We start from the raw sequence: 21,548 nt of genomic DNA, 5'->3' as shown, positions 1-21,548 counted from the left end.
ATTATATTGAGTTTAATAATTTTTAGACTAATTAAATAGTTTATTGGGTATTGTGTTAGAAGTCATATTTTTTGTGATATGAAAATCTTGCCGTTAATTTATAGGAGACAAACATCTGTTGTTAATAAGAAGGCTGCAACTTTTGGTGTAATTACTCTTATTACATATTTAATTCCGGAAAATTCCGAAATCGAACTTTCTGTATCGGCACGTGATTTTATGATCGACTGGGGAGATGGTGTTTGCGATAAAAATATGATTCATACATATACCCGAAAGGGAGAATATGTGATACGTATTTGCGGAGAATGTATCAATGAATTGCGTGTCCCGAAATGTTGTTTGGAGAATATCGATGTCTCTTTTTGCAAATGGCTCGAACACCTTGATTGTTCTTTTAACTGGATCGAGGAGTTGGATATATCCGGACTATCTTATTTGGTCTCTTTGGATTGTTCTCACAATGCGTTAAACAATTTGAAAATAGGAAATCAGGAATTTCTGCTTTATCTCGACAGTTCCGATAATATGCTGTCGGTTCTTGATGTAAGTTTGTGCTCTTCTTTGACCTATTTATATACACAACATAATGCTTTGCGGTCATTAAAAATTTCTCCTGCAATTTCGGTTTTGGATATCGGAGATAACCAGCTTTCTTTGGAAGATATGGCCGATTTAAAAAAACGTTCGGGAATTCGTTATATTTTGGATTGAGTATCGGGCTTATTTTATCCTTGTTGGGGAGCGTTGGATTTTCCAATAAAGAAATCCGCCATATTTCCAATCAAAATAAAGCTAAATTTCCAAATAGTTTTGCGCCAAATTCCCAAATTTATTTTTGAAATTGATTTGGATTACAAAGAAATAAGCTATTTTTGCAAAAAAATACAGTGTATGGAATATAAGAATCGAATAGCGGATCAACTTCTGCGTGATAAGTTAGAAGCGATGGGTGCTGTATTGATAGAGGGGCCTAAAGCTTGTGGCAAAACGACCACGGCTGAGCAGCAGGCCAAAAGTGTTATCTATATGGACGACCCTACTAAACAAGAGCAATATAGGCAAATGGCTCAAACTAATATTAGCTTTTTGCTTGAAGGAGAAACTCCGCGTTTGATTGATGAATGGCAGGAAGTTCCTCAATTTTGGGATGCCATCCGATTTGAGGTAGACCATAGAGGCGAAGATGGACAATTTATGCTTACAGGTTCTGCGGTGCCTGCTGAAGCCAAAGATATTCATCATACAGGTACCGGAAGATACGGATGGCTTACTATGCGCCCTATGAGTTTGTGGGAATCTGGCGACTCTACAGGTGAGATAAGCCTATCGGATTTGTTTCTTACACCTGATAAAATAGGTGCTTTGAATAAACTTACATTGCCGATGCTCGCTTTTGTCGTTTGCCGAGGAGGGTGGCCTAAGGCTTTGCAAAAGAAAACAGAAAAGGCCGCACTATTGCAGGCGACAGATTATTATAAAGCAATAACAAATAGCGATATATCACGAGTTGACAACGTAAAACGAGATGCCGAACGGGCAAAGAGAATTATGCGTTCTTATGCCAGACATCAAGGCTCTCAAGCAAGTATCGCGACAATCCTTGCCGATATATCAACAAATGAACCGGAGGATGTCAGCGATGAAACGATAGATGCATACCTTACTGCTTTGCGGAAAATATTTGTAATTGAGGATATGCCGGCATGGAATCCCAACTTAAGGAGTAAAACAGCAGTTCGTACATCGAATACAAGATATTATGTCGATCCTTCTGTTGGCGTGGCTGCTCTTGGTTTAGGTCCTAATGATTTGATTAACGACTTAAATACATTTGGGTTGTTTTTTGAAACAATGTGTGTTCGGGATCTTCGGGTTTATGCAGATGCCTTGGATGGTTCTGTGTATCATTATAGAGACAAGAACGGTTTGGAATGCGATGCTGTGGTACATTTGCGTAATGGGTCGTATGGTCTTATTGAAATAAAATTGGGTGGAGAGAAATTGATTGATGATGGCGCAAAAACATTAATGGCACTTTCAAATATCATAGACACCTCCCGAATGAAAGCCCCTGCTTTTTGTATGGTGCTGACAGGTGTTGGTGACTTTGCCTATAAACGAACAGATGGAGTATATGTTGTGCCGATTGGATGCTTGAAGAATTAAATCATTCTAATTGTTAATGCACTACACAAACTTTACCATCTATCTCTGTCACTTCATTGTTTTTAAGCATTTGTTCATATACATTGCGAAGTGAAGAAATTATATTCTCACCAGTACGTTTAAACCCAAATTCTCTGGCAGTTACGATGAATAAATCTTCAGGTGTAATACCAAAACTATGCTGAGCGATTGTTTTCATAGCTAATGCCAACTCCTCGTCGCAAATGTATGTGATAGAACGTATATAATCATCGTCTGGGTTCGGAATACGCACTTTTACATCTGCAAAGTCCTTTATTCGAACAAAGTCATTACTATCCTCTGTAATCATCCCATTTAGGTGATTAAGGAAGATATATCTTACTTCATCAGGTGGAAATAGATTGAAAATTCAGTTTAGTTTAGTCTATTAACCTATATATGCTAAACCAAAGTAAACTAAATTTAGGTAGGCATATTTGCCTTTCCATGTGCCTATGACTTGATAGAAATAGTTAACTTTGCAGGGACCAAAAACTCTAATGGAGAAATACTTCTTGGGCCGAGGTTGCTCCTTTCTTTTTTGGCTGCATAATTCATCAATACACAACCAAACGATATTCTTCCGATAAGTGTAGATAGTTGGAGAAATGGCTTTCAACAACATTTTTGTGAGACCAAGTGCAAAGAATGAAATCAAGTGCAAAGTAAAAATCGAAGAATCTCCTAAAATACCGATTTTATTTCTGTGTTGTTTTTTTAATAAGTAAATGTAGATTCTATTGTATTGATATACAATATATTATACATGATGTAAATAACATTCTCCAGATTATTTTTACGCTTTCTTTCGGTCTGTCTTCCTGTTTTCATTCAGATATTCCGTATTATCCCCCGCAAAACTCAAAAGAAATTTTCAAAATCTATTTGTCTAAAATTTAAATAGGCTCTTATAGAAATATTTTTATTATCCGTTTAAATGGGCTTCTTACCGATTAAGCAATATAAATTCATTATATTGTTAATTATCTGTTGTTTGAGTTTCTAACACAAATGCAATGTTCGATGGAATTTCTCCGGCTATTTCTTCCCATTTCTTTTTGCCGTCTGGAGAGAAACAGTAAACTTTTCCCGGTGTGATGAAATCTTTGGCATCTGTGACGAATATTTCTTTGCTGATGGGATTTACCGCGATGCCGTATGGCATATCTATCCGGGTATCGGTTCCGTCCGATATGAAATTTCGGGTAAGGATTTTGTGAGTACGGGTGTCTATGATTCCATAAACACTTTCTGCATATCCTGTAATATAATTGAATTCTTTTGCAAGAATGTATAAGGAGTCTCCTGATATACACATATTATTGACAGGTATCGATAAAGGACCTTCTACTTCGTCTGTACGACTGTTTATCATATAAAGATCGGACTTCCCGTCATAATAGTCTCCTCTGGACGAGACATAAATGTAACCGTAACGATCTGCCTTCATCCGGTGCAGGTTTACCGCAACATCTATTTTTTTTATTTCGGTAAATGTATTCAGGTCGATTACCGAAACCGTATGATCCATTTCTCCGGTCGAAACGCACATCGAATTTGCCACATATAATTTATCTCCGATGATGACCATCTCCTCCGGTTGCGACCCTACGGCAACTCTCTTTTCGACTTGTAAAGAGGCGGTATCTATTTGGGCAACATATCCTTGTCTGGCGTATAAATCGCTTCCGTCTATGCTGGCATACGATGATACGTATGCTTTGTTTTTGTGGAAAACGATATAGCGGCAACTCGGAATTTGGATCATACCGATGTGTTTTGTCGTTTTCAGGTCTGTAACTTCTATAAAATTAGAACAGTTAATTACGGCATATAGTCTGTTTCCGTATATCTGCAGGTCATTGCCGACATCTCCCAATTCTTTGACTACAGTCGGATTTCTCTCTGCATATATGTTCAGATAATAGGTATTATTGGTGTAGTCGAAATAGTCGAGAGTAGCCATATTATTACCTTTATTTCCTTCGTTGAGCAGATAGAATCCCGAACTTACGGTGATTTCTCGTGGAACGGGAACAGGCTCATCGCCCCGGCAGCTTGTCAGTAACAAAAATATAAGTGGAAAGATACGGTAAATATTTTGCATATTCATTCGTTTCATAAAATTATCCGGTTAAAGTGTAACATTCAATATCAGTTTGAAATTAGTGCCGGGCATGGGATAAGAACGCACGACTTCATATTGTTGGTTAAATAAGTTGTTGATTTCGGCGGTTATTTTTATTCCGGTTTTGTGCCATCGGAGATTTTTCGATAGAGATAAATCGCTTGTGTACCATGGAAGAACGTAGTTTTCTTCGGTATTGGCTCTCGAAGCATATCGTTCTCCGGTATATATGAAACTGTAATTCAGTTCCCAGTTTCTGTATCCGGCATTGATGACTGCCGATCCGTTATGCAGGGGGACATACGGAATTTGTCCTTTGTAATAAAGATCGTCGGTAGAAGTGTAGTCCTGTGCCTTCTGGTAAGTGTAATTTATGCGGGTGTCGATGCTCCATTGTGTCCCGAATCGCCATCCTGCATTGGAGGCAATGTCGATTCCCTTAATTTTTACTTTTCCTAAGTTGACCATTGTCCAGCGGAAAAAATTGGATGTCGGCATTGCGACGATTTTGTCCCGTACCTGATTGTAGTATCCGTCTGCTTGTATCTCCAATATGCGTAATATTCCGTTGAAGCTTTTGTTGTATGTAATGCCGACATTATATTGAGTCGTATATTCGGGATTTAGCTTTACATTGCCGATAAATGTATAGTATAAATCGTTCAGAGTAGGCATTCGGAAGATTTTTTTATAGAAAGCCCTTATATCTAATCCGATATGTTTCCATGGACGGTAAGATGCAATAATTGTCGGGGTATATTGCGGTTTGTGTGAGGCCGGTACGATTGCAGAAGATGTGGTTTCTTTTGTGAAAGTCCCCAACAGACTTGCCTGTAATTTTACCGGCTCCATTTCAAAAGAAGAAGCTATCGCTATCAATCCCGAGTAACGTCTTGGATAGGCAAAATTGATCAAATCGGCGTTTAGTTTATTCCATTGAAAATCTGTCGATAAACTGATGTTCCAGAAATCGAATATAGAATACATTTGGGCTGCCGATAAGTAAACTTCTTGTTGCCGGTAATGATTGTCTGTGTACGTGACAGAGGCGTCTTTTCTCGGATCTGCTAAATAATGGAGGTAATCATACGCATATTTACTGCTGATTAAAAGATGATAACGTTCTGCAAAACTTTTTCGGAATGACGATTGCACGAAAAAGTTCGAGTCCCATTGGCGGTCTTCATTGGAAAATTTGTTCCTGACAACAGCACCCGGATAACCCCGTTCCGAATTATAGAAGTAGAGTTTTGTTTTCCAGTTGCCGTCTTTTATTTTTCCGAAAAGACCGGTTTCTATCCGTAAAGCGTTTACATCTCCGTTATGTCGTACGGCAGTAGTGTCATATCCGCCTTCTTTACGGTACGTAAATTTATATCGTCCCGTGGTATAGAGGTATTCACCGCTTACCGATCCGCTTATATTCTCGCTCAGCTTTTGTTCCCAAAGAATTGCCGGATTAACCGTTCCGAACGAACCGGTTTTGAATGTTGCTTTCAGATTATATTTTTTGCCTTCCTCAAAACGTGGAGTTCTGGATTGCAGATAAACCGAACCTGCCGAACTGAAATCTTTTGCTGGTTGAAAGATACTGCTTTTCTGCCCATTGTATAAGGTGATCGCTTCCATATTGTCTAATGAGAAACGTCCCAGGTCGATTGTCCCGTTCTGAGCATTGCCCAGTTGGATACCGTCATAAAATACACCCACATGATTTGTTCCCATGCTTCGGATGTTGACGGTCTTCAGTCCGCCGATTCCGCCATAGTCTTTTATCTGTACTCCCGAGAAATATCGGATCGCATCTGCGACAGAATGCACGCTGAGTCTTTCTAATTGCTTGCCTGAAAGCGTTTGTGCCGGAACTACATCTCTGTTTATCGTTTTTCCGGTGAATACGACTTCTTTTAGTTGGTAGGTTTTTGTCGTATCGATTTTGGCGGTCGTTTGTCCGGATATGCGAATCGGCAGAATAATCCACCATAAGATTATCCCGTACAATAAAGCAGGGTTGCAAAATCGGAAATTACGCATTCGCTGAAATTTTTTTGTATTGCCGGTCTCATCCTCGCAAGAAACGGCATTTTGTGTGTATGGCAGGTCTTCTGACTTATCTCTGTGGGCAAACGCCTTCCCGAATAATTCTATTCAGTGGCAGGGGGTAGTTTGCCGCGAATATAGGAGAATTACAGCAGCGGGACTGTTCCCGACTTTCACGGGATTCCCTTTTCATCGATATCCTGTTGCAGGCATCTCGAACCGATACGGGGACAAAGATAAGAAGAATTATTGAGAATCTGTCTAATTTTCTGACTGTTCGCTCTGCGCCTGTCTAAATTTTGTTCGGGGCTGGCTTGAGAATTTCTTTATCCAAAAATTTAAACAAGTTTGGGTGATAATAGTCGTATTCTTATTTACGAGCGGTAACCTTTGGCTGCAAAAAACAGAATATATATAAAAGCAACGAACGGGACAATGAATCCGACAGCCATGTTATTCTCTCCGATCAATCCCATGAGCATAGGACTGAAAGCGCCACCTGCTACGCCCATAACGATATATGACGAAGCTTTTTTGGTAAGAGTTCCCATATTCGAAAGCCCGAGTGCGAAAATCGTAGGGAACATGATCGACATAAAAAAGAAGGTCGTGTATAGGGCATATAATGATATTCTTCCCAGAGCGAGAATTACCAGAAGCATGCATATGGATGAAATCAAAGAGAATAGGACAAGCAGTTTATTGGGCGTAGTCCATTTCATCAGCATACTCCCCGAAAGCCTTCCTACCATGAATAAAGTCATTCCGCCGAAAGCCAGAAACCTCGATGCCTTTTCAGGATCGATACTCGGGTCTTGTTCGGTGACGTAATTGATAAAGAAACTGAATATGCCGGTTTGGGCGGCACAGTAGGCAAACTGAGCTATTACGGCAAGTACGAAATGGCGGTGCTTCCAAATCGATTTGTCCGGAATATTTTCCGTAACCGGAGTTCTTTCATCATCTTCCTTGATTTCGGGAAGCTTCGTAAAGAAAAATAAAATACCTATTACCAGAACGATGCTGCCCACAAGAATATAGGGTTTGGTAAGAGCGGAGGAGTCTCCTTCGGGAGTACCGAAAATCAGAGCACCTCCGACCAGAGGCCCGAGTATCCAGCCCAGACCGTTGAATGATTGGGACAAATTTATTCTTTGTGCAGCCGATTCTTTAGGGCCTAAAACTGTTGAGTAGGGATTTGCTGCTGTTTCCAGAATACATAAACCGCACGCAATTATGAATAACGCGATCAGAAACGGAGTAGAAGAGTGCATGAGTGCTGTCGGGATAAAAGAAAATGCTCCGGTTGCGAAGAGTAATAAACCCAGAATGATGCCTTTTTTATATCCGTATTTTTTCATGAAGATTCCTGCAGGAATAGCCATGAGGAAATAAGCGATATAAGTCGAGAATTGTACTAATCCCGATTCTGCTTTTGTCATGGTAAATGCAAGTTGAAAATGCTTGTTCAGCACGTCCAGCAATCCGTGAGCAAATCCCCATAACAAGAACAAACTGGTGACCAAAATAAACGGGACGAGATAAGATCGGCCGTCCGGAGCCTTGAAAATAGTTGTATTATCAAATTTGTTTTTCATGATCGATATTCAGTAATATCAAAATAATCCCTTTCTTTTAGTTGCTAAATATACGAATTTTTTGAAATACTAAGAGTCTGTTTAAATTTTCCGATGCAGAAAATATTATCAGGCCTTTTTTCCCGTTTTCATTCGTCAGATAGTCATTATCCTCCTTATAAAAATAGAGAAATATCTTCGAAAAAAACTTTCAAACCTGACCCGAGTAAAATTTAGACAGGCTTTAATGGATGTTTAAAACATGTTTTTTAAATAATTATCAAAAGAAGGTGTAATAAATATTGCACCTTCTCACTTGACGTATTGAAATGGAGTCTAAATGTTTTCTGTTTTTTTGAGCGGTAGAGTATCTTTAGAATTTTGTTATTGAGTCTCTTGTTTTAATTTATTTATACTCTGTAACAAGCGGTCGGAAAATGGGAATGAACCGTTTTCAAGGAGCATTTCTAAAGAAATCTGTCCCATTCGGAACAGTTCCAGCAAAAACTCGTTCGATGCTACCCGGTATGCCGGAGAGGAAACGGATTCGGTGATGGATATATCGAATTCTGCATTACGGACTTTATCCGGAGATGCGAGTATTTGTCCTTCGGTAGCTTTATCTCCCGCAATTTCCAAATACCGGTTTTCGTCGTAAAACTGCTGGATGGTTTTCATCATTTTCGTATCTCGGTCTTCCCGAAAAGTTTTATAAGATTCGAACAGGTCGATGAGATTCAGACTTGCATTTTGGGTTTGTTGTGCATAAAGGGAGGCGGGAGTTCCCGATGCAGCGGTTTTTCCTTGCATAGCACCATGTACGCCAGAGATATCTTCTAACAGTCGCATTTGCAGGTTTAGAAGTTCATAAGCGCCTACATTGGTCGAATTTACGGCAATTTGTTGAGGAAGGGGCGCTCCCGGTTTCGGTTTGAATAAAATGATTCCGTTATATCGTGTCCATTCCTCAGCTACATCTTCGATGGTCATTCCGTCGGGAACTTGATCTTCTGGGAAAAGCAATACGCCTTTGGCACTCGATCCCATGATAAAATCAACCAATGTAATCAGTCGGTTTATATATCGTTGCTGGTCGATGATGTCTTCGACAAAAGAGTGAATTTCTCCGTCGATAAGCGGATAAAGTCGCATGCTGTAAGGGTGTTCTCCGTGCCAGTACGGGGTCTCTCCTTCATCCAAAATGTCTCCGAAAGGAGAGAAAAAGCGATAATACCAAAACTGGTCGATAAACCATTCGGTGCGGATCAGCGGAACGTCTTTACTGTCAATCCCTGCTTTTCCGGCATCGGAGATTCTTTTTCTGTTTTCCGCTTCGATGGCCGGTAAACGGTCTATTTCTTCTTTATAAAGTTTTCCGTTCAAAGTATCATGGCATTTTAACCGTTCACGATTTTCGAGCCTCCATATTTCTATTACCCGGCAGAGGTGGTCTTCTCCGGGAATCAGAAAGTCGAGATTGTCGATCCGCTCCGTGGTCAGGTTTGAATATTGACGGTACAGTTCTTCTTGATTGGCATTACTGTAAATTTCCCGGAGACGGGAAGCCCGTTTGCGAGAGCCTCCCGAAAAATTGGATAAGATTGTTGCGATAGGTACATCATGCAATTCTCCTATCATTGTGCAATCCCAATGTCGTATATCTTCCATATTGTTGAAGAAAATTCGGTTCGGGTTTATTTCGTTGATCCATACATCCGTTTTATTTCGCCTTTTGCCGTAAACTATTTTGTGGAAGCAGCTTCCCGAGATCAAAAATTCTTCGAGAGTCCTGCCGTCGATTTCCCACATTCGGTTATGTTGATAAACATATTCGAGGGCTATGCTCATCAGTTCTCCTAATTGTTGTTCGTTCCGGTCTCTGGAGATGCATACCGGTTGAGTCTGAGTGCTTCGGAATTGTCCGATGACGTTCTTTACCAGTTGACGGATCAGATTGTTTTTTAAGGGGACTTTCCCTTGTTCTTTCAAATATTGCTCTTCGGTTATCGTTCTTCCGTCCGGTAACGTTATTTTATCGCTCCATTGCTGTCCGAATGTATATTTTCTGTTTCGTTTTCGACGCCTGCGGTATGGTTCTATATTTTCCCATGCCTTTTTTGCCGTCCATAAAATTTTGTATTGAGAACGGTCGAATGTTTCGTCTTCTTTTTCTTTTCTCTTTTCTTGTTTCGGCATTAACCGTTTGTTGTTAAAGATTTTGTAATTGCAGTCATTCATAATGATTTTTATTTTACGGTTATAAGTCGGAGAGTCTGTTTCAGTCCTTTTTTTGTATTGGAGTATTATAAAGAATTTTAAACAGACTCTGGATTTACTTTCTCGATTGCAAAAAAAATATTGAATCGTTCCGGTTTTATGCGATAATTATAAAATCTTGCCTGAACGAATTCTTTTTTATAAATATCCCACGAGCCGGCATGTTCTCTATTCTATTTTTACCGAAAAAGAAATTGAAAGATAATATTATGCAACAGAACAGATTACAAATTAAGGGCATGTCGCATCAGTTACCTCCGGCAATGTGTGGCGACGGGGAGTGTAGCCGGATCGTGAACTTGAGATGCCGGAACGGTATTTGGGAAGCTGTCGGCGAACCCCGCTTATTATATACTCCGGAAGAAACTTCCCGTAAAGTCATATTTTTGCATTGTAACGAAGCCTATAAGCATTATATTTCGTATGACGGCACGAATCTTTATTTTGAGGCGGAGGAAAAGGATGGAGAGGTCTTTCCGACTGGATTGGAGGCATTGTGTGAGATCTCCGGACTGTCGAGAATAGAGTCGGTCGGAAATACGCTTGTTGTAATTACCGATACGGAAATATTTTATTTACTGTACAGAAACGGAATTTATGAGATATTGGGGACACGTCCGGATATGCCCGAAATATCGTTTTATTTGGGAGGAAGTATTCAGAGTACCGAGATCTTCGATACTTATACCTTGAAGGTAGAGACTCGGGATGACGGAGTTTGTCGTCTTTCCGATACAGACAAGAGGGCGTTTATTTCTTGGATATATGGTACGTATAGTAAATGTAAGAGTAAATTGCTGTCGGACGGTTATTTCGCCCATCCTTTTTTGGTGAGGTATGCACTCCGAATGTATGACGGTTCTTATATTTTTCCGTCTCCGCCTGTCGTCATGTTACAATCGGATAAAGCCGATACGTTGAATAATATTGAAGCGCTTTGCGAGCTGGAAGACGGATATCTGAGGCGATTTGTCGAAAATAAGTTCAATTTAAGGGGAGAGTCGCTTTATTATAATATCGGCAAGTGCGATTTATCGAAATGGTCGGATATTGTTACCGGGATAGATGTGTTTATTTCAAAAGAGATACCGGTAGTCAAGCAGGTTGCCATGACAGAAAATGACTATCGGTATGAGATACGGAATATTGGGGGTAAACAGACTCGGATTATTATTTTCGATGTGCCGCAATTGACAGAGGAGGAGGTCAGACGGAGGCTGTCGGAAGAGGTCGTATTCTTTAAAGTGGCATCCTTTTCCGGAAAGGAACAGATTGCTCAACCCTTTTCATTGGAATATAATTGTGATTTGAATAATCTCGAACAACAAGATGTATTGCCTTTGGATAATTTTTCTCATCATCGTATTACGGCGAAGACCTCTTATGTGTATAACGGGAGATTACATTTGGGAGGAATATCTATGTACTATTCCAGCGGTTTTCCCCTTTCGGTCTTTGCGTTGACACAGAATCGTTATAATGGGGTAGACTTAATCGATATCGATGTGCAACGGGGATATATCGAAGTGTACATGAACGGTTCTGACGGAGAGAGGCGTCTGGTAAATTCTTTTGAGTCTCGTATGTCTCTTAAAGGTCTTTCGGCTATGATTTCTTATCCTGACAGCCGAGCATATAAGATGAAAGTGAGGATATGCGATGATGCCGGAGGAAAACAATATGGAATAACGGTCGATTTGAAATCTTCTCAAGATCAGAATATGGCTTATTATGTTTCTCCGGATTTAAAACCTATTACTTTTTCTGAAATATCCGAACCTGATGAAGGCAAGATTCCGGAAGAGATAAATGCTGTGGAGCATACTCCCAATAAGTTGAGAGTATCGCAAATAAATAATCCTTTTGTATTTCCTCAAGAGTTTACTTATATTTTATCGGGAGGAGAGATTACCGACTTAGCGGCTGCTACGGCAGCCTTGTCACAAGGTCAGTATGGAGAGTTTCCGTTATATGTGTTTACGACAGAAGGTATATGGGCTTTGCAGCAGGGGAGTGAGGGAGTCCTTTACAGCAATCAACATCCTGTAAACCGGGAGGTCTGTTTGTCTTCGAATCTGATTGTTCCGATAGATAATGCTGTCGTTTATCTTTCCGAACAAGGGGTTATGGCTTTACAGGGGGCAGAGTCCAACTTACTTTCTCCTGTGTTCGGCGGAGTTCCGGATGCACTTCCTCAAGATTCGTCCGATGGTGATTCTATATCGTTATCGGAGGATTTTGTCCCGTTTAGAAAGTATATCCAAGGGAAATGTACCGCCGGGTATAACTATATCCGGCAGGAAATTATTTTCTTGAATGCCGATTATCGTTTTTGCTATGTATTGGGATTATCTTTTTCGAGTTGGTACTGTCGTATTGTTGATTGGAAATATTTATATAATCTCTACCCGGGTTTGCTTGCCGGAGATGAAAGCGGTAGGTTGTATGATTTGTGCTCCGAAGTTCAATCGGATATGCAAATAAGTGTGATAACCCGACCTATAAAATTGTTGCCCGATATTTATAAACGTGTTTCTCACATTGCATTACGTTGTTCGGTACAAAGGGCTGATTTGGTTTGTAAGGTGTGGGGTGCACAAGAGGCAGAAGGACGTTATTCATTACTTTATCGTTTTCGTATTGCCGGAGATGTGCCGGGACAAATACGGATGCGTCCGGTTTCTCCTCCTTTCAAGTATCATCGGATAGCGTGGTGCGGAACGGTCTCTTCCGATGCTCATTTCGATGTAATTGATTTAGGTTTCGATCCGGTATCTTCGGGTAAGAAATTACGTTAGAAAACAAAATCTGCCGGAAAATTTTTCTTCCGGCAGATTTTGTTCGATAAATTATTGCTTAGTCTCTTCTTTATCGAATGGAGATAAGTTGTCCCATCCTCCTCCTAATGCTTTGTAGAGATAAACGACAGCAATCTGTTCATCTCTTATGGCATTGCTAAGACCTGTTTGTGCAGAAAAAAATCCTCGTTGTGCATCTAATACGTCGAGATAGTTGATGACCCCGTTAATATATTGTAGTTGGGCCAGTTCTACATATCCTTTTGATGCTTCGTAAAGATTTTTTTTCAGGATACGGGCTTCTTTTACCTTGTTAAAGTTTACAATTGCATTTTTTGTTTCTTGAAAAGCTGTCAGAACCGATTTTTCGTATCGATAACAAGTCTGTCTGAATACCTCTTTCTGAGCCTTATGCTTTGCGATGTTTTTTCCAGCGCCGAAAATGGGAGAAAGTAATGTCCCTCCGATAAATCCGTAAGGAGAACGTAAAAAATCATTCAGAGAAGAGCTTTCTATCCCGTAAGTAGCTGTGAGAGTTAATTTCGGAAACATGTTCGTAAAGGCAACACCGACTTGGGCATGCGCCGCAATTAACTCTTGCTCGGCTTGTCTCAGATCGGGACGCCGCTCCAAAAGGGTCGAGGGTAATCCTACAGGCAATTGTTCGGGCAAATAGATATCGGGATTCATTTTTGCCCGGGTAATAACAGCTTCATATTCTCCGACAAGCAACGACAAGTCGTTTTCTTTTTGAGAAATCTTGTTTTCCAGTTCCGGTACTAATGTCGCTGTACGGGCAAGTTCTACTTGAGCCTGACGAAAAGACGTTTCCGAAGTCAATCCCCCTTCAAAACGGATTCTCGCCAGATCGAGACCTTTTTCCCATGTATTCAGTGTCTGGCGGACGATGTCCAGCTCGTTGTCCAATGCAACCAATTCGTAATAGTATTGTGCGACTTGTGCGATCATCGACATTTGTAAAGCACGTCTTGCCTCTACCGATGCGAGATATTCGGCAATACTTTCAGCACGTGCCCATCGCAGATTTCCCCATAGATCGATTTCCCATGATAGGGAGAGTTTTCCCTCGAACGAATTATCGTTGTCGGGGTTATTCCCTCCGTCATTCGTATGTTCCCGTTCAGGATGTATAGCCGCATTTATGGTAGGGAATAAATCTCCGGTAGTTATTCTTTTTCTATATGCCAATTCTTTTATACGGGACGCTGCGATCAACATGTCTTTGTTATTATCGAGAGCCTTTTGTATAAGAGACTGCAATAAAGTGTCCGTATATATAGTTTTCCAATCCTGATCGGCCAGAGTTGACGAGTCGGAATGTTGTTCCGTAATTCTTTCGGGCAGGTGTAATTCCGGACGACTGTATTTTTTCCCTATTTTGCAGGAGTAGAGTCCGGTCATTATCAGAATAACGAATACTATGTATATTTTGGATACTATTTTCATGACCATTTTTCTTTGATTGACGCTTTGAGTTTATATATTAAAGTAAAGAAAAAGGGAACAAGGATAATGCCGAATGTGATGGAAAATATCATTCCGAAAAAGACTCCTGTTCCGATAGATTGCCGACTTGCCGAGCCCGGTCCGCTTGCCAATACCATCGGGAGCATACCCAAGATGAAAGCGAAAGAGGTCATGACGATGGGGCGGAATCGTTGACGTGCTGCATGAATGGCGGCATATATGATATCGGCACCTTTATCTACTTGAATTTTTGCGAACTCGACTACCAGAATCGCATTTTTAGCAGCTAATCCGATCAACATGACGAGTCCTATCTGGAAGTAGATGTCGTTTTCCATTCCGCAGACCCATATTCCTAAATAAGCTCCGAAAGCAGCTACGGGAAGAGATAACAGTACCGAAATAGGGACTAACCAGCTTTCGTATTGTGCTGCTAGAAATAAGAATACGAACAAGAAAACGAGGGCCATTATTATACCCGTTTTACCATCTGCTTTTTTCTCTTGAAACGAGAGTCCGCTCCATTCGATTCCGATGTTGGCAGGCAGATGTTTTTGCGCTATTTCTTCCATGATTTCCATCGCTTGTCCCGAACTGTATCCTTGTGCCGCCGCTCCTCGTATAATGGCCGTATTGAACATATTGAATCGCTTAATACTTCCCGGGCCGGTCGTGTAATCGGTCGTTCCGAGAGCGGTGAGAGGAACCATAGCTCCGTTACTTCCTCGCACGAAAAATAAATTGATGTTATCTTTATGAGCTCGATAAGGAGCTTCAGCCTGAATATATACTTTATAAATACGGTTGAACATGTTGAAATCGTTTACATATACCGAACCTGTATAAGCTTTCATTGTAGAGAAAATATCGGTTAGCGGTACTCCCAGTATGCGGGCTTTGTCCCGATCTACGTCGAAATAGAGTTGCGGAATTTCTGATTGTAGAGAGGAAGACAGTCCGGTTAGCTCTTTCCGTTGCAATGCGTAATGCATCAACGTATCTGCAGCCTGTATGAGATTTTGGAATGTTGCGTCTCCCCGTGCTTCAAGTTGCATTTCAAAACCGCCGGAAGATCCGAGTCCCGGTATGACGGGAGGAGTACTTAGAAATACTTTAGATTCGGGGTACTGAGAAAGTTCTTCTCGTACGGTTTCCATAATTTGTTCTACACCTACTCCTTCTCTTTCTTCCCAAGGTTTAAGGATCACCGTGAGTTCGCTTCGCGATTGGTTGCTTCCTACTCGAGGACTGCTTCCGGTGACATTTTGTACGTATGCGACAAACGGATTCTCCAGCAGATAGGAGACTGCTCTTTCGGTTACCTTTCGAGTTCGTTCCAAAGTTGCGCCTTCAGGAAGTTCTAATTCTACTTTAAAATAACCTTGATCTTCTTGCGGCATAAAACTGGTGGGAATAAAACGGGAAATAACGAACATGATGACCAGCATGATTCCGAATCCGGACAATATCCTTCTCGGATTCATCATCGCTTTTTGTATGAGGTTGGAATATTTTCTGTTTCCGGTAACCAACCAGTGGTTTATATATCGGAATAGAATATGTTTTCTCTTTTTCTTATTACTCGGCTTTAACAGCAGAGCACACATTGCCGGGCTTAATGTCAAGGCCACGACTGTTGATATGAGTACCGATACGACAATGGTTACCGTAAATTGCCGGTAAAGTTGTCCGGTGATGCCGCTAAGAAAACTTACGGGAATAAATACGGCACAAAGTACCAACGATGTCGCAATCAGAGCACTTGTCAGTCCGTTCATCGCTTTTTTTGTCGCCTCGTATGCTCCGATATGTTCTTCTTCCATAATCCGCTCGACATTTTCTACGACGACGATGGCGTCATCTACCACGATACCGATGGCGAGGATAAGACCGAGCATGGTCAGAAGGTTTAGAGAAAACCCGAATATCAGCATAAATCCGAAAGTTCCGATTAATGAGATCGGCACGGCAATTACCGGGATAAGGGTCGCACGCCAGTTCTGTAATGATAAAAATACGACAAGAATGACCAATCCCAATGCTTCGAACAGTGTTTTATAGACTTCGTGAATCGATTGAGAAATATAAGTCGTCATATCGAACGGTATTTCGTAACTCATACCCTCCGGAAAGTTCTTGCTGATTTCTTTCATGGCATCTTTTACCGCTTTCGCAACCTCTATCGCATTTGCTCCGGGAAGCATGTATATTCCTAATACGGCGGCATTCTCACCGTTGATACCGCTTTCGGTATTGTATGAAGAGGCTTCTAAGGAAACTCTGGCGACATCTTTCAACCGGATAAGAGAGCCGTCAGGATTGGCCCGGATGACAATATCCTCGAATTGCCCTACGGATGATAATCTCCCCTGGGTAGTGATAGGTATCGTTATGTCCAGTCCCGTTACAGGTTGCTGACCTAAGACACCGGCAGCCGATTCCCGATTCTGATCTTTCAGTGCGGTTTGCAGGTCTTGTACCGTTAATCCGAAGTTTGCAAGACGGTCGGGTTGTACCCATATTTGCATGGCATAGTAGCGGCTTCCGATATTCGATACTCTGCCGACACCCTCGATTCGACGTAATAAGTCGAGTACGTTGATCGTTGCGAAATTGCTTAGGTATATTTCATCGAATTTCGGGTCGTTCGATGTAAGACAAATCGTCATCAATTGGCTGGCCGCCTGCTTTTCTACAGATATTCCGTTTTGTATGACTTCTGCCGGTAGTCGCGATTCTGCCAGTTTTATCCTGTTCTGTATTTCTACGGCAGCAAGATCGGCATCGGTAGAAACATCGAAAGTCACAGTGGCGGAGAATCCTCCCGAGTTGGAACTGCTCGATTCCATATAAAGCATTCCCGGAGTTCCGTTTAATTCTTGTTCGATAGGTGTAGCTACCGCTTGTGACACGGTCGTTGCGCTCGCTCCCGGATAGGATGCGCTTATTTTTACCACCGGAGGAGTAATTTGCGGATATTGGTCTATCGGTAACAAGAAAAGCCCGATAAGCCCGACGATAACGATGACTAAGGACAGAACGATCGATAAGACGGGGCGGTCGATAAAAAATTCGCTTTTCATGATTCGCTCCTTTCTTCCGGTGTTTCAGGCTTGATGGCTTCGGTGACCGGTTTGACTTTTATGCCCGGAGTTAATTTGTGGTAACCTTCGGTAACGATCTTCTCGCCTGTGGCAAGACCTCGTTCTACAACCATTTTGTTTCCGATTTCCGGGCCTATTTCTATGAATCGTTTTTCTACGGTAGAGTCTTTGCGCATAACGAAGATATAAGCTCCTCCTTTTTCTAAAATTACAGCTTTGTTGGGAACAACGATGGCATCTTCACGGACATCGAGCAATAATTTTACTTTGGTGAATTGTCCCGGCAGCAATATCTGTTCAGGATTAGGCATCTCTGCCCGCACGGAAAATGTTCCGGTTTGCGGGTCTACTTGCGGCTCGGCAAAATCTACCAAACCTTTTTGCGGGTATATCGAGTTATCTGCAAGCGTAATCGTTATATAAGGCTGCCACGTGCGGGAGGTGTCCCGTTGTCCCAGATTGACATTTCTCTCTTTACTGCGCAAGTAATCCAAGGCAGTCATGCTGAAATCGACTAATACCGTATCGCTTTTGACAATGGTCGCTAATAGAGACTTTCCTCCCGGACCGACTAATGTTCCTACATCGACATGACGTTCGCTTATTCGTCCGGAAAGGGGAGAATGAACTGCCGTATATCCCAGTTCCATTTCGGCTTGCGACAGATCAGCCTCGGTCATGTTTACCGAAGCTGCCGCACTTTCGTATGCGGCAATCGCGTTATCGAGATCTAAGCGACTTGCTGCATTTTGAGCGTATAAGGGTTGTATGCGCTCTAAGTCACGTTTAGCTTTCAGCGCTTGAGCTTTATCTTTGGTAAGCTGGGCTTTTACTTTATCGACTTTTGCTTTGTATTGGTCGGGATTGATAATGAACAATAGCTGATTTTTAGGGACATAAGTTCCTTCTTCGAAGAGCATTTTTTCAAGGTAACCTTCTACCCGTGCACGAACTTCGACGAATTGCTGAGCCCGAATGCGTCCCACATATTCTCCATAAATTTCGACATCGTCTGTCGTTACGGTCTCTATGACTACCGTAGGTTCGGAGACGGCTGCTTTTCTGGGACGGCTTAGGACGTAATAGACGATTCCGATGACAATAATCCCGATGCTAACAGTCAGAATTTTTTTTCGATTAAACTCCATTTTGGCGATTGACTCTACAAATTTTTTCATATATAGTTTTTCAAATGATTCAAATAACTGAGTATATAACAATATCCGTGCAAAAAGCAGAATATTTGTCATTTTGTTGAAAATAAGTTATCTGATACTCCTATTTTGGTTTTGGCAAAAAAACAAGGGTGTAGATATTTTCTACATCCTTGTTGAATTTTTATATATCAGATCAGAACATTTTTGCAACACGGTCTACGGCTGCAACGAATGCATCAGCTTCTTCTTGGGTGTTATAGACGGCAAAAGATGCCCGAAGTACACCCTCCACGCCTAATGCCTGCATCAACGGTTGGGCGCAATGGTGTCCCGTACGTGTGGCAAAGCCGAGTTTATCGAGTAGCATCCCCATATCATAATGATGAATATCTTTTACAAGAAACGAGATAACAGCACTCTTTTCATGTGCAGTTCCGAAGATTCTCATGCCGTCTATCTGCATCAATTGTCCGGTCGTATAGTGGAGCAAGTTTTGCTCGTGAGCTGCAATATTCTCTATCCCGATATTTTCGATATAATCGAGGGCTGTCGCGAAAGCCATTGTTCCGATATAGTCGGGAGTTCCGGCCTCAAATTTATAAGGCAGTTCGTTGAATGTCGTTTTTTCGAAAGAAACATGCGAAATCATTTCACCTCCACCCTGATAGGGAGGCATGGCGTTCAGCCATTTTTCTTTACCGTATAATACTCCGATTCCGGTAGGTCCGTACATTTTATGAGCCGATAAAACATAAAAATCGACATCCATATCCTGCACGTCTATCCGAGTGTGAGGAGCAGCCTGTGCTCCGTCCAGCAAGACGGGCACATCGTGCGAATGCGATATTGAAATTATTTCTTTTACAGGATTTACAGTTCCTAAAACATTAGAGATATGTGAGAGTGATACGAGTTTTGTCTTTTCATTGAATAATGAGCGGAAAATGTCCATCTTCAGTTCTCCGTTTTCATCGATAGGCACGACTCTCAATGTAATTTTTTTCCGGTTTTGAAGCAATTGCCACGGAACGATATTGGCATGATGTTCCATTTCCGACAATATTATTTCATCTCCGTCTTTCAGAAAAGCGTCTCCGAACGAGCTTGCGACCAGGTTTATGGATTCGGTAGTTCCACGAGTAAAAATAATTTCGTGGTCGTGTGCTGCATGCAAATATTGCTGCACTCTTTTTCGTGCATTCTCGTGACCTTCGGTAGCTTCCTGGCTTAAAAAATGCACACCTCGGTGTACGTTTGCATTGATCCGGTCATATCCGTCTCTGATCGTATCGACGACACATTCGGGAGTTTGAGAGGTTGCAGCATTGTCAAAATAAACCAATGGTTTCCCATATACTTTTTGTTTGAGTATAGGAAAGTCATTTCGTATTTTTTGAATATCTAACATAATTGTATGGTCTCCTTTATTTTATTGACAGATATTACATCCTGCACATTTGTCGAGTTCTCCGCGAAATCTTTTTTCTACCAGTTGGCGCAATCGGTCTTTTAAGGCATCCATCCTGACGTTCTCGATTACATCGTTGGTAAAGGCGAACATCAACAGCATTCGTGCCTCAGCTTCGGGGATTCCCCGTGACCGGAGATAGAACAGCGCGTTTTCATCTAATTGTCCTACGGTAGCGCCATGACTGCATTTTACGTCATCTGCATATATTTCTAATTGCGGTTTCGTGTACATGTGGGCTTCTTTTGTAGCACAAAGATTCCGGTTGGTTTGATAAGCCGAGGTTTTCTGTGCGCCTTCCCGTACGAGAATACGTCCGCTGAAAGAGCCTGTCGATGAATCGTTCAGTACATATTTGAACAGTTCATTACTGGTGCAGTGAGGAACGGCATGATCGATGAACGTATGGTTATCTACCGATTGTTTTTTATCTGCTATCGCCATTCCGCACAAATGGGCTTCGGCATGTTCTCCGGAGAATGTCATCCGGTAATTGTTGCGAGTTGTGCCGTTATGAAGGGTAATGCCGTTAATAAGGACGTTCGATTTTTCAGCTTGATCTACAAAAGTAGAGGTTATCCGGTTAGTGTTCAGTGATGATTCTTCTATATCATAATAGTCGAATACCGCATTTTTACCGGCATAAATTTCGGTTACTTGCGATGACAAAAATTTCTTTTTATCCATCGTATGGTCACAAACCAGCAGACGAGCTTGTGCACCCTCTTCCAAAACGATCAACAGGCGGCGGTTTACCATAAAATCTGCGTCTCCCCGTAGTATATTGATCAGTTGTATCGGCTTTTCTATAATAACGTCTTTCGGTACATAAAGAAAAAATCCGTCTTGTACGAATGCCGTATTTAATGCGACGATTCCATCGTTTCGGGTACAAGCCTGTTTCCCGTAATAACGCTGTACCAGATCGGGATGAGAACGAGCCATTTCGTTAAGACTTCCGATAAGAACTCCTTCGGGAAGTTTTATTTTAGGATTTTCTTTTGTATAAAAACTGTCATTGACTATAAAGTAAAGCAATGTACTGAGATTCGGAACATCGCATCGAAATACTTCGTAAGGGTTTACGGGTATCTCTAAACGGTTCAGATTCAATCCGTAATCGGGAGCGAACAGATCCGGAATGTTCGTGTGCTTATACTCTTCATCGTTTGGGGAGGGAAATCCTGTTTCCCGGAAATCGGACATCGCTTTTTCCCGCAATGCGTTAAGTATGGGAGAAGCATGATTGTCGATGAGTGAATGGTACTGGTCGTACAATTCTATATATTGTTTTTCTATATTCATGATGTACAATGATAAT

Annotated in this window: 13 protein-coding genes and 1 riboswitch; of the genes, 3 read left to right on the top strand and 10 right to left on the bottom strand. The window is 41.5% G+C overall.

Translation table 11 applies throughout. The features are described 5' to 3' along the window. Positions 1-78: 78 nt before the first annotated feature. Positions 79-714, top strand: coding sequence for a hypothetical protein (locus AC1WHX_RS00995; protein WP_122304380.1), 636 nt, complete (start codon positions 79-81; stop codon positions 712-714). 180 nt (positions 715-894) lie between these two features. Further along, a complete protein-coding gene (locus tag AC1WHX_RS00990) occupies positions 895-2,169 on the top strand; it encodes an ATP-binding protein (protein WP_481228802.1) in 1,275 nt (424 codons plus the stop codon). Positions 2,170-2,182: 13 nt separating this feature from the next. Here AC1WHX_RS00990 and AC1WHX_RS00985 read toward each other — a convergent pair whose 3' ends face one another. The 5 genes from AC1WHX_RS00985 to AC1WHX_RS00965 form a co-directional block, all read right to left on the bottom strand. After that, positions 2,183-2,443 (bottom strand): hypothetical protein, encoded by a 261-nt coding sequence (locus AC1WHX_RS00985; RefSeq protein ID WP_303116032.1) that lies wholly within the window; start codon positions 2,441-2,443, stop codon positions 2,183-2,185. A 726-nt stretch (positions 2,444-3,169) separates the two neighbouring features. Then, positions 3,170-4,312 carry a DUF5074 domain-containing protein gene (locus AC1WHX_RS00980; RefSeq protein WP_122337133.1) on the bottom strand — a complete coding sequence of 381 codons (1,143 nt, stop codon included), beginning with the start codon at positions 4,310-4,312 and terminating at the stop codon, positions 3,170-3,172. 12 nt (positions 4,313-4,324) lie between these two features. Then, positions 4,325-6,352, bottom strand: a complete 2,028-nt coding sequence (locus AC1WHX_RS00975) for a TonB-dependent receptor (protein WP_303116029.1) — start codon at positions 6,350-6,352, stop codon at positions 4,325-4,327. A 44-nt stretch (positions 6,353-6,396) separates the two neighbouring features. Next, a riboswitch (cobalamin riboswitch) is annotated at positions 6,397-6,598 on the bottom strand. 134 nt (positions 6,599-6,732) lie between these two features. Further along, positions 6,733-7,956 carry a sugar MFS transporter gene (locus AC1WHX_RS00970; protein WP_303116026.1) on the bottom strand — a complete coding sequence of 408 codons (1,224 nt, stop codon included), beginning with the start codon at positions 7,954-7,956 and terminating at the stop codon, positions 6,733-6,735. Positions 7,957-8,319: 363 nt separating this feature from the next. Further along, the gene (locus AC1WHX_RS00965; RefSeq protein ID WP_122337135.1) at positions 8,320-10,173 is read right to left on the bottom strand and encodes a portal protein; all 1,854 of its coding nucleotides are present in this window, start codon (positions 10,171-10,173) and stop codon (positions 8,320-8,322) included. Between the two features lie 248 nt (positions 10,174-10,421). Here AC1WHX_RS00965 and AC1WHX_RS00960 point away from each other — a divergent pair, with 248 nt between their 5' ends. After that, a complete protein-coding gene (locus AC1WHX_RS00960; RefSeq protein WP_481228801.1) occupies positions 10,422-13,010 on the top strand; it encodes a hypothetical protein in 2,589 nt (862 codons plus the stop codon). Between the two features lie 51 nt (positions 13,011-13,061). Here the strand turns inward: AC1WHX_RS00960 and AC1WHX_RS00955 are convergent, their stop codons facing one another. The 5 genes from AC1WHX_RS00955 to sufD all read right to left on the bottom strand — a co-directional run bounded on the left by AC1WHX_RS00955 (position 13,062) and on the right by sufD (position 21,532). After that, entirely contained in the window at positions 13,062-14,477 is a 1,416-nt protein-coding gene (locus AC1WHX_RS00955; RefSeq protein WP_270213846.1) for an efflux transporter outer membrane subunit, read from the bottom strand. Continuing rightward, positions 14,474-17,581, bottom strand: a complete 3,108-nt coding sequence (locus AC1WHX_RS00950; RefSeq protein ID WP_270213847.1) for an efflux RND transporter permease subunit — start codon at positions 17,579-17,581, stop codon at positions 14,474-14,476. The genes AC1WHX_RS00955 and AC1WHX_RS00950 overlap by 4 nt, the downstream gene beginning before the upstream one ends. Continuing rightward, a complete protein-coding gene (locus tag AC1WHX_RS00945; protein ID WP_416241616.1) occupies positions 17,578-18,750 on the bottom strand; it encodes an efflux RND transporter periplasmic adaptor subunit in 1,173 nt (390 codons plus the stop codon). Before AC1WHX_RS00945 ends, AC1WHX_RS00950 begins: the two co-directional genes overlap by 4 nt. A 202-nt stretch (positions 18,751-18,952) precedes the next feature. Continuing rightward, the gene (locus tag AC1WHX_RS00940; RefSeq protein ID WP_122337138.1) at positions 18,953-20,167 is read right to left on the bottom strand and encodes an aminotransferase class V-fold PLP-dependent enzyme; all 1,215 of its coding nucleotides are present in this window, start codon (positions 20,165-20,167) and stop codon (positions 18,953-18,955) included. A gap of 21 nt (positions 20,168-20,188) precedes the next feature. Then, a complete protein-coding gene (sufD, locus tag AC1WHX_RS00935; protein ID WP_270213849.1) occupies positions 20,189-21,532 on the bottom strand; it encodes a Fe-S cluster assembly protein SufD in 1,344 nt (447 codons plus the stop codon). Positions 21,533-21,548 lie beyond the last annotated feature (16 nt).

This window comes from Coprobacter sp. (assembly GCF_982436375.1).
This window is presented reverse-complemented; position numbering and strand designations above follow the sequence as displayed.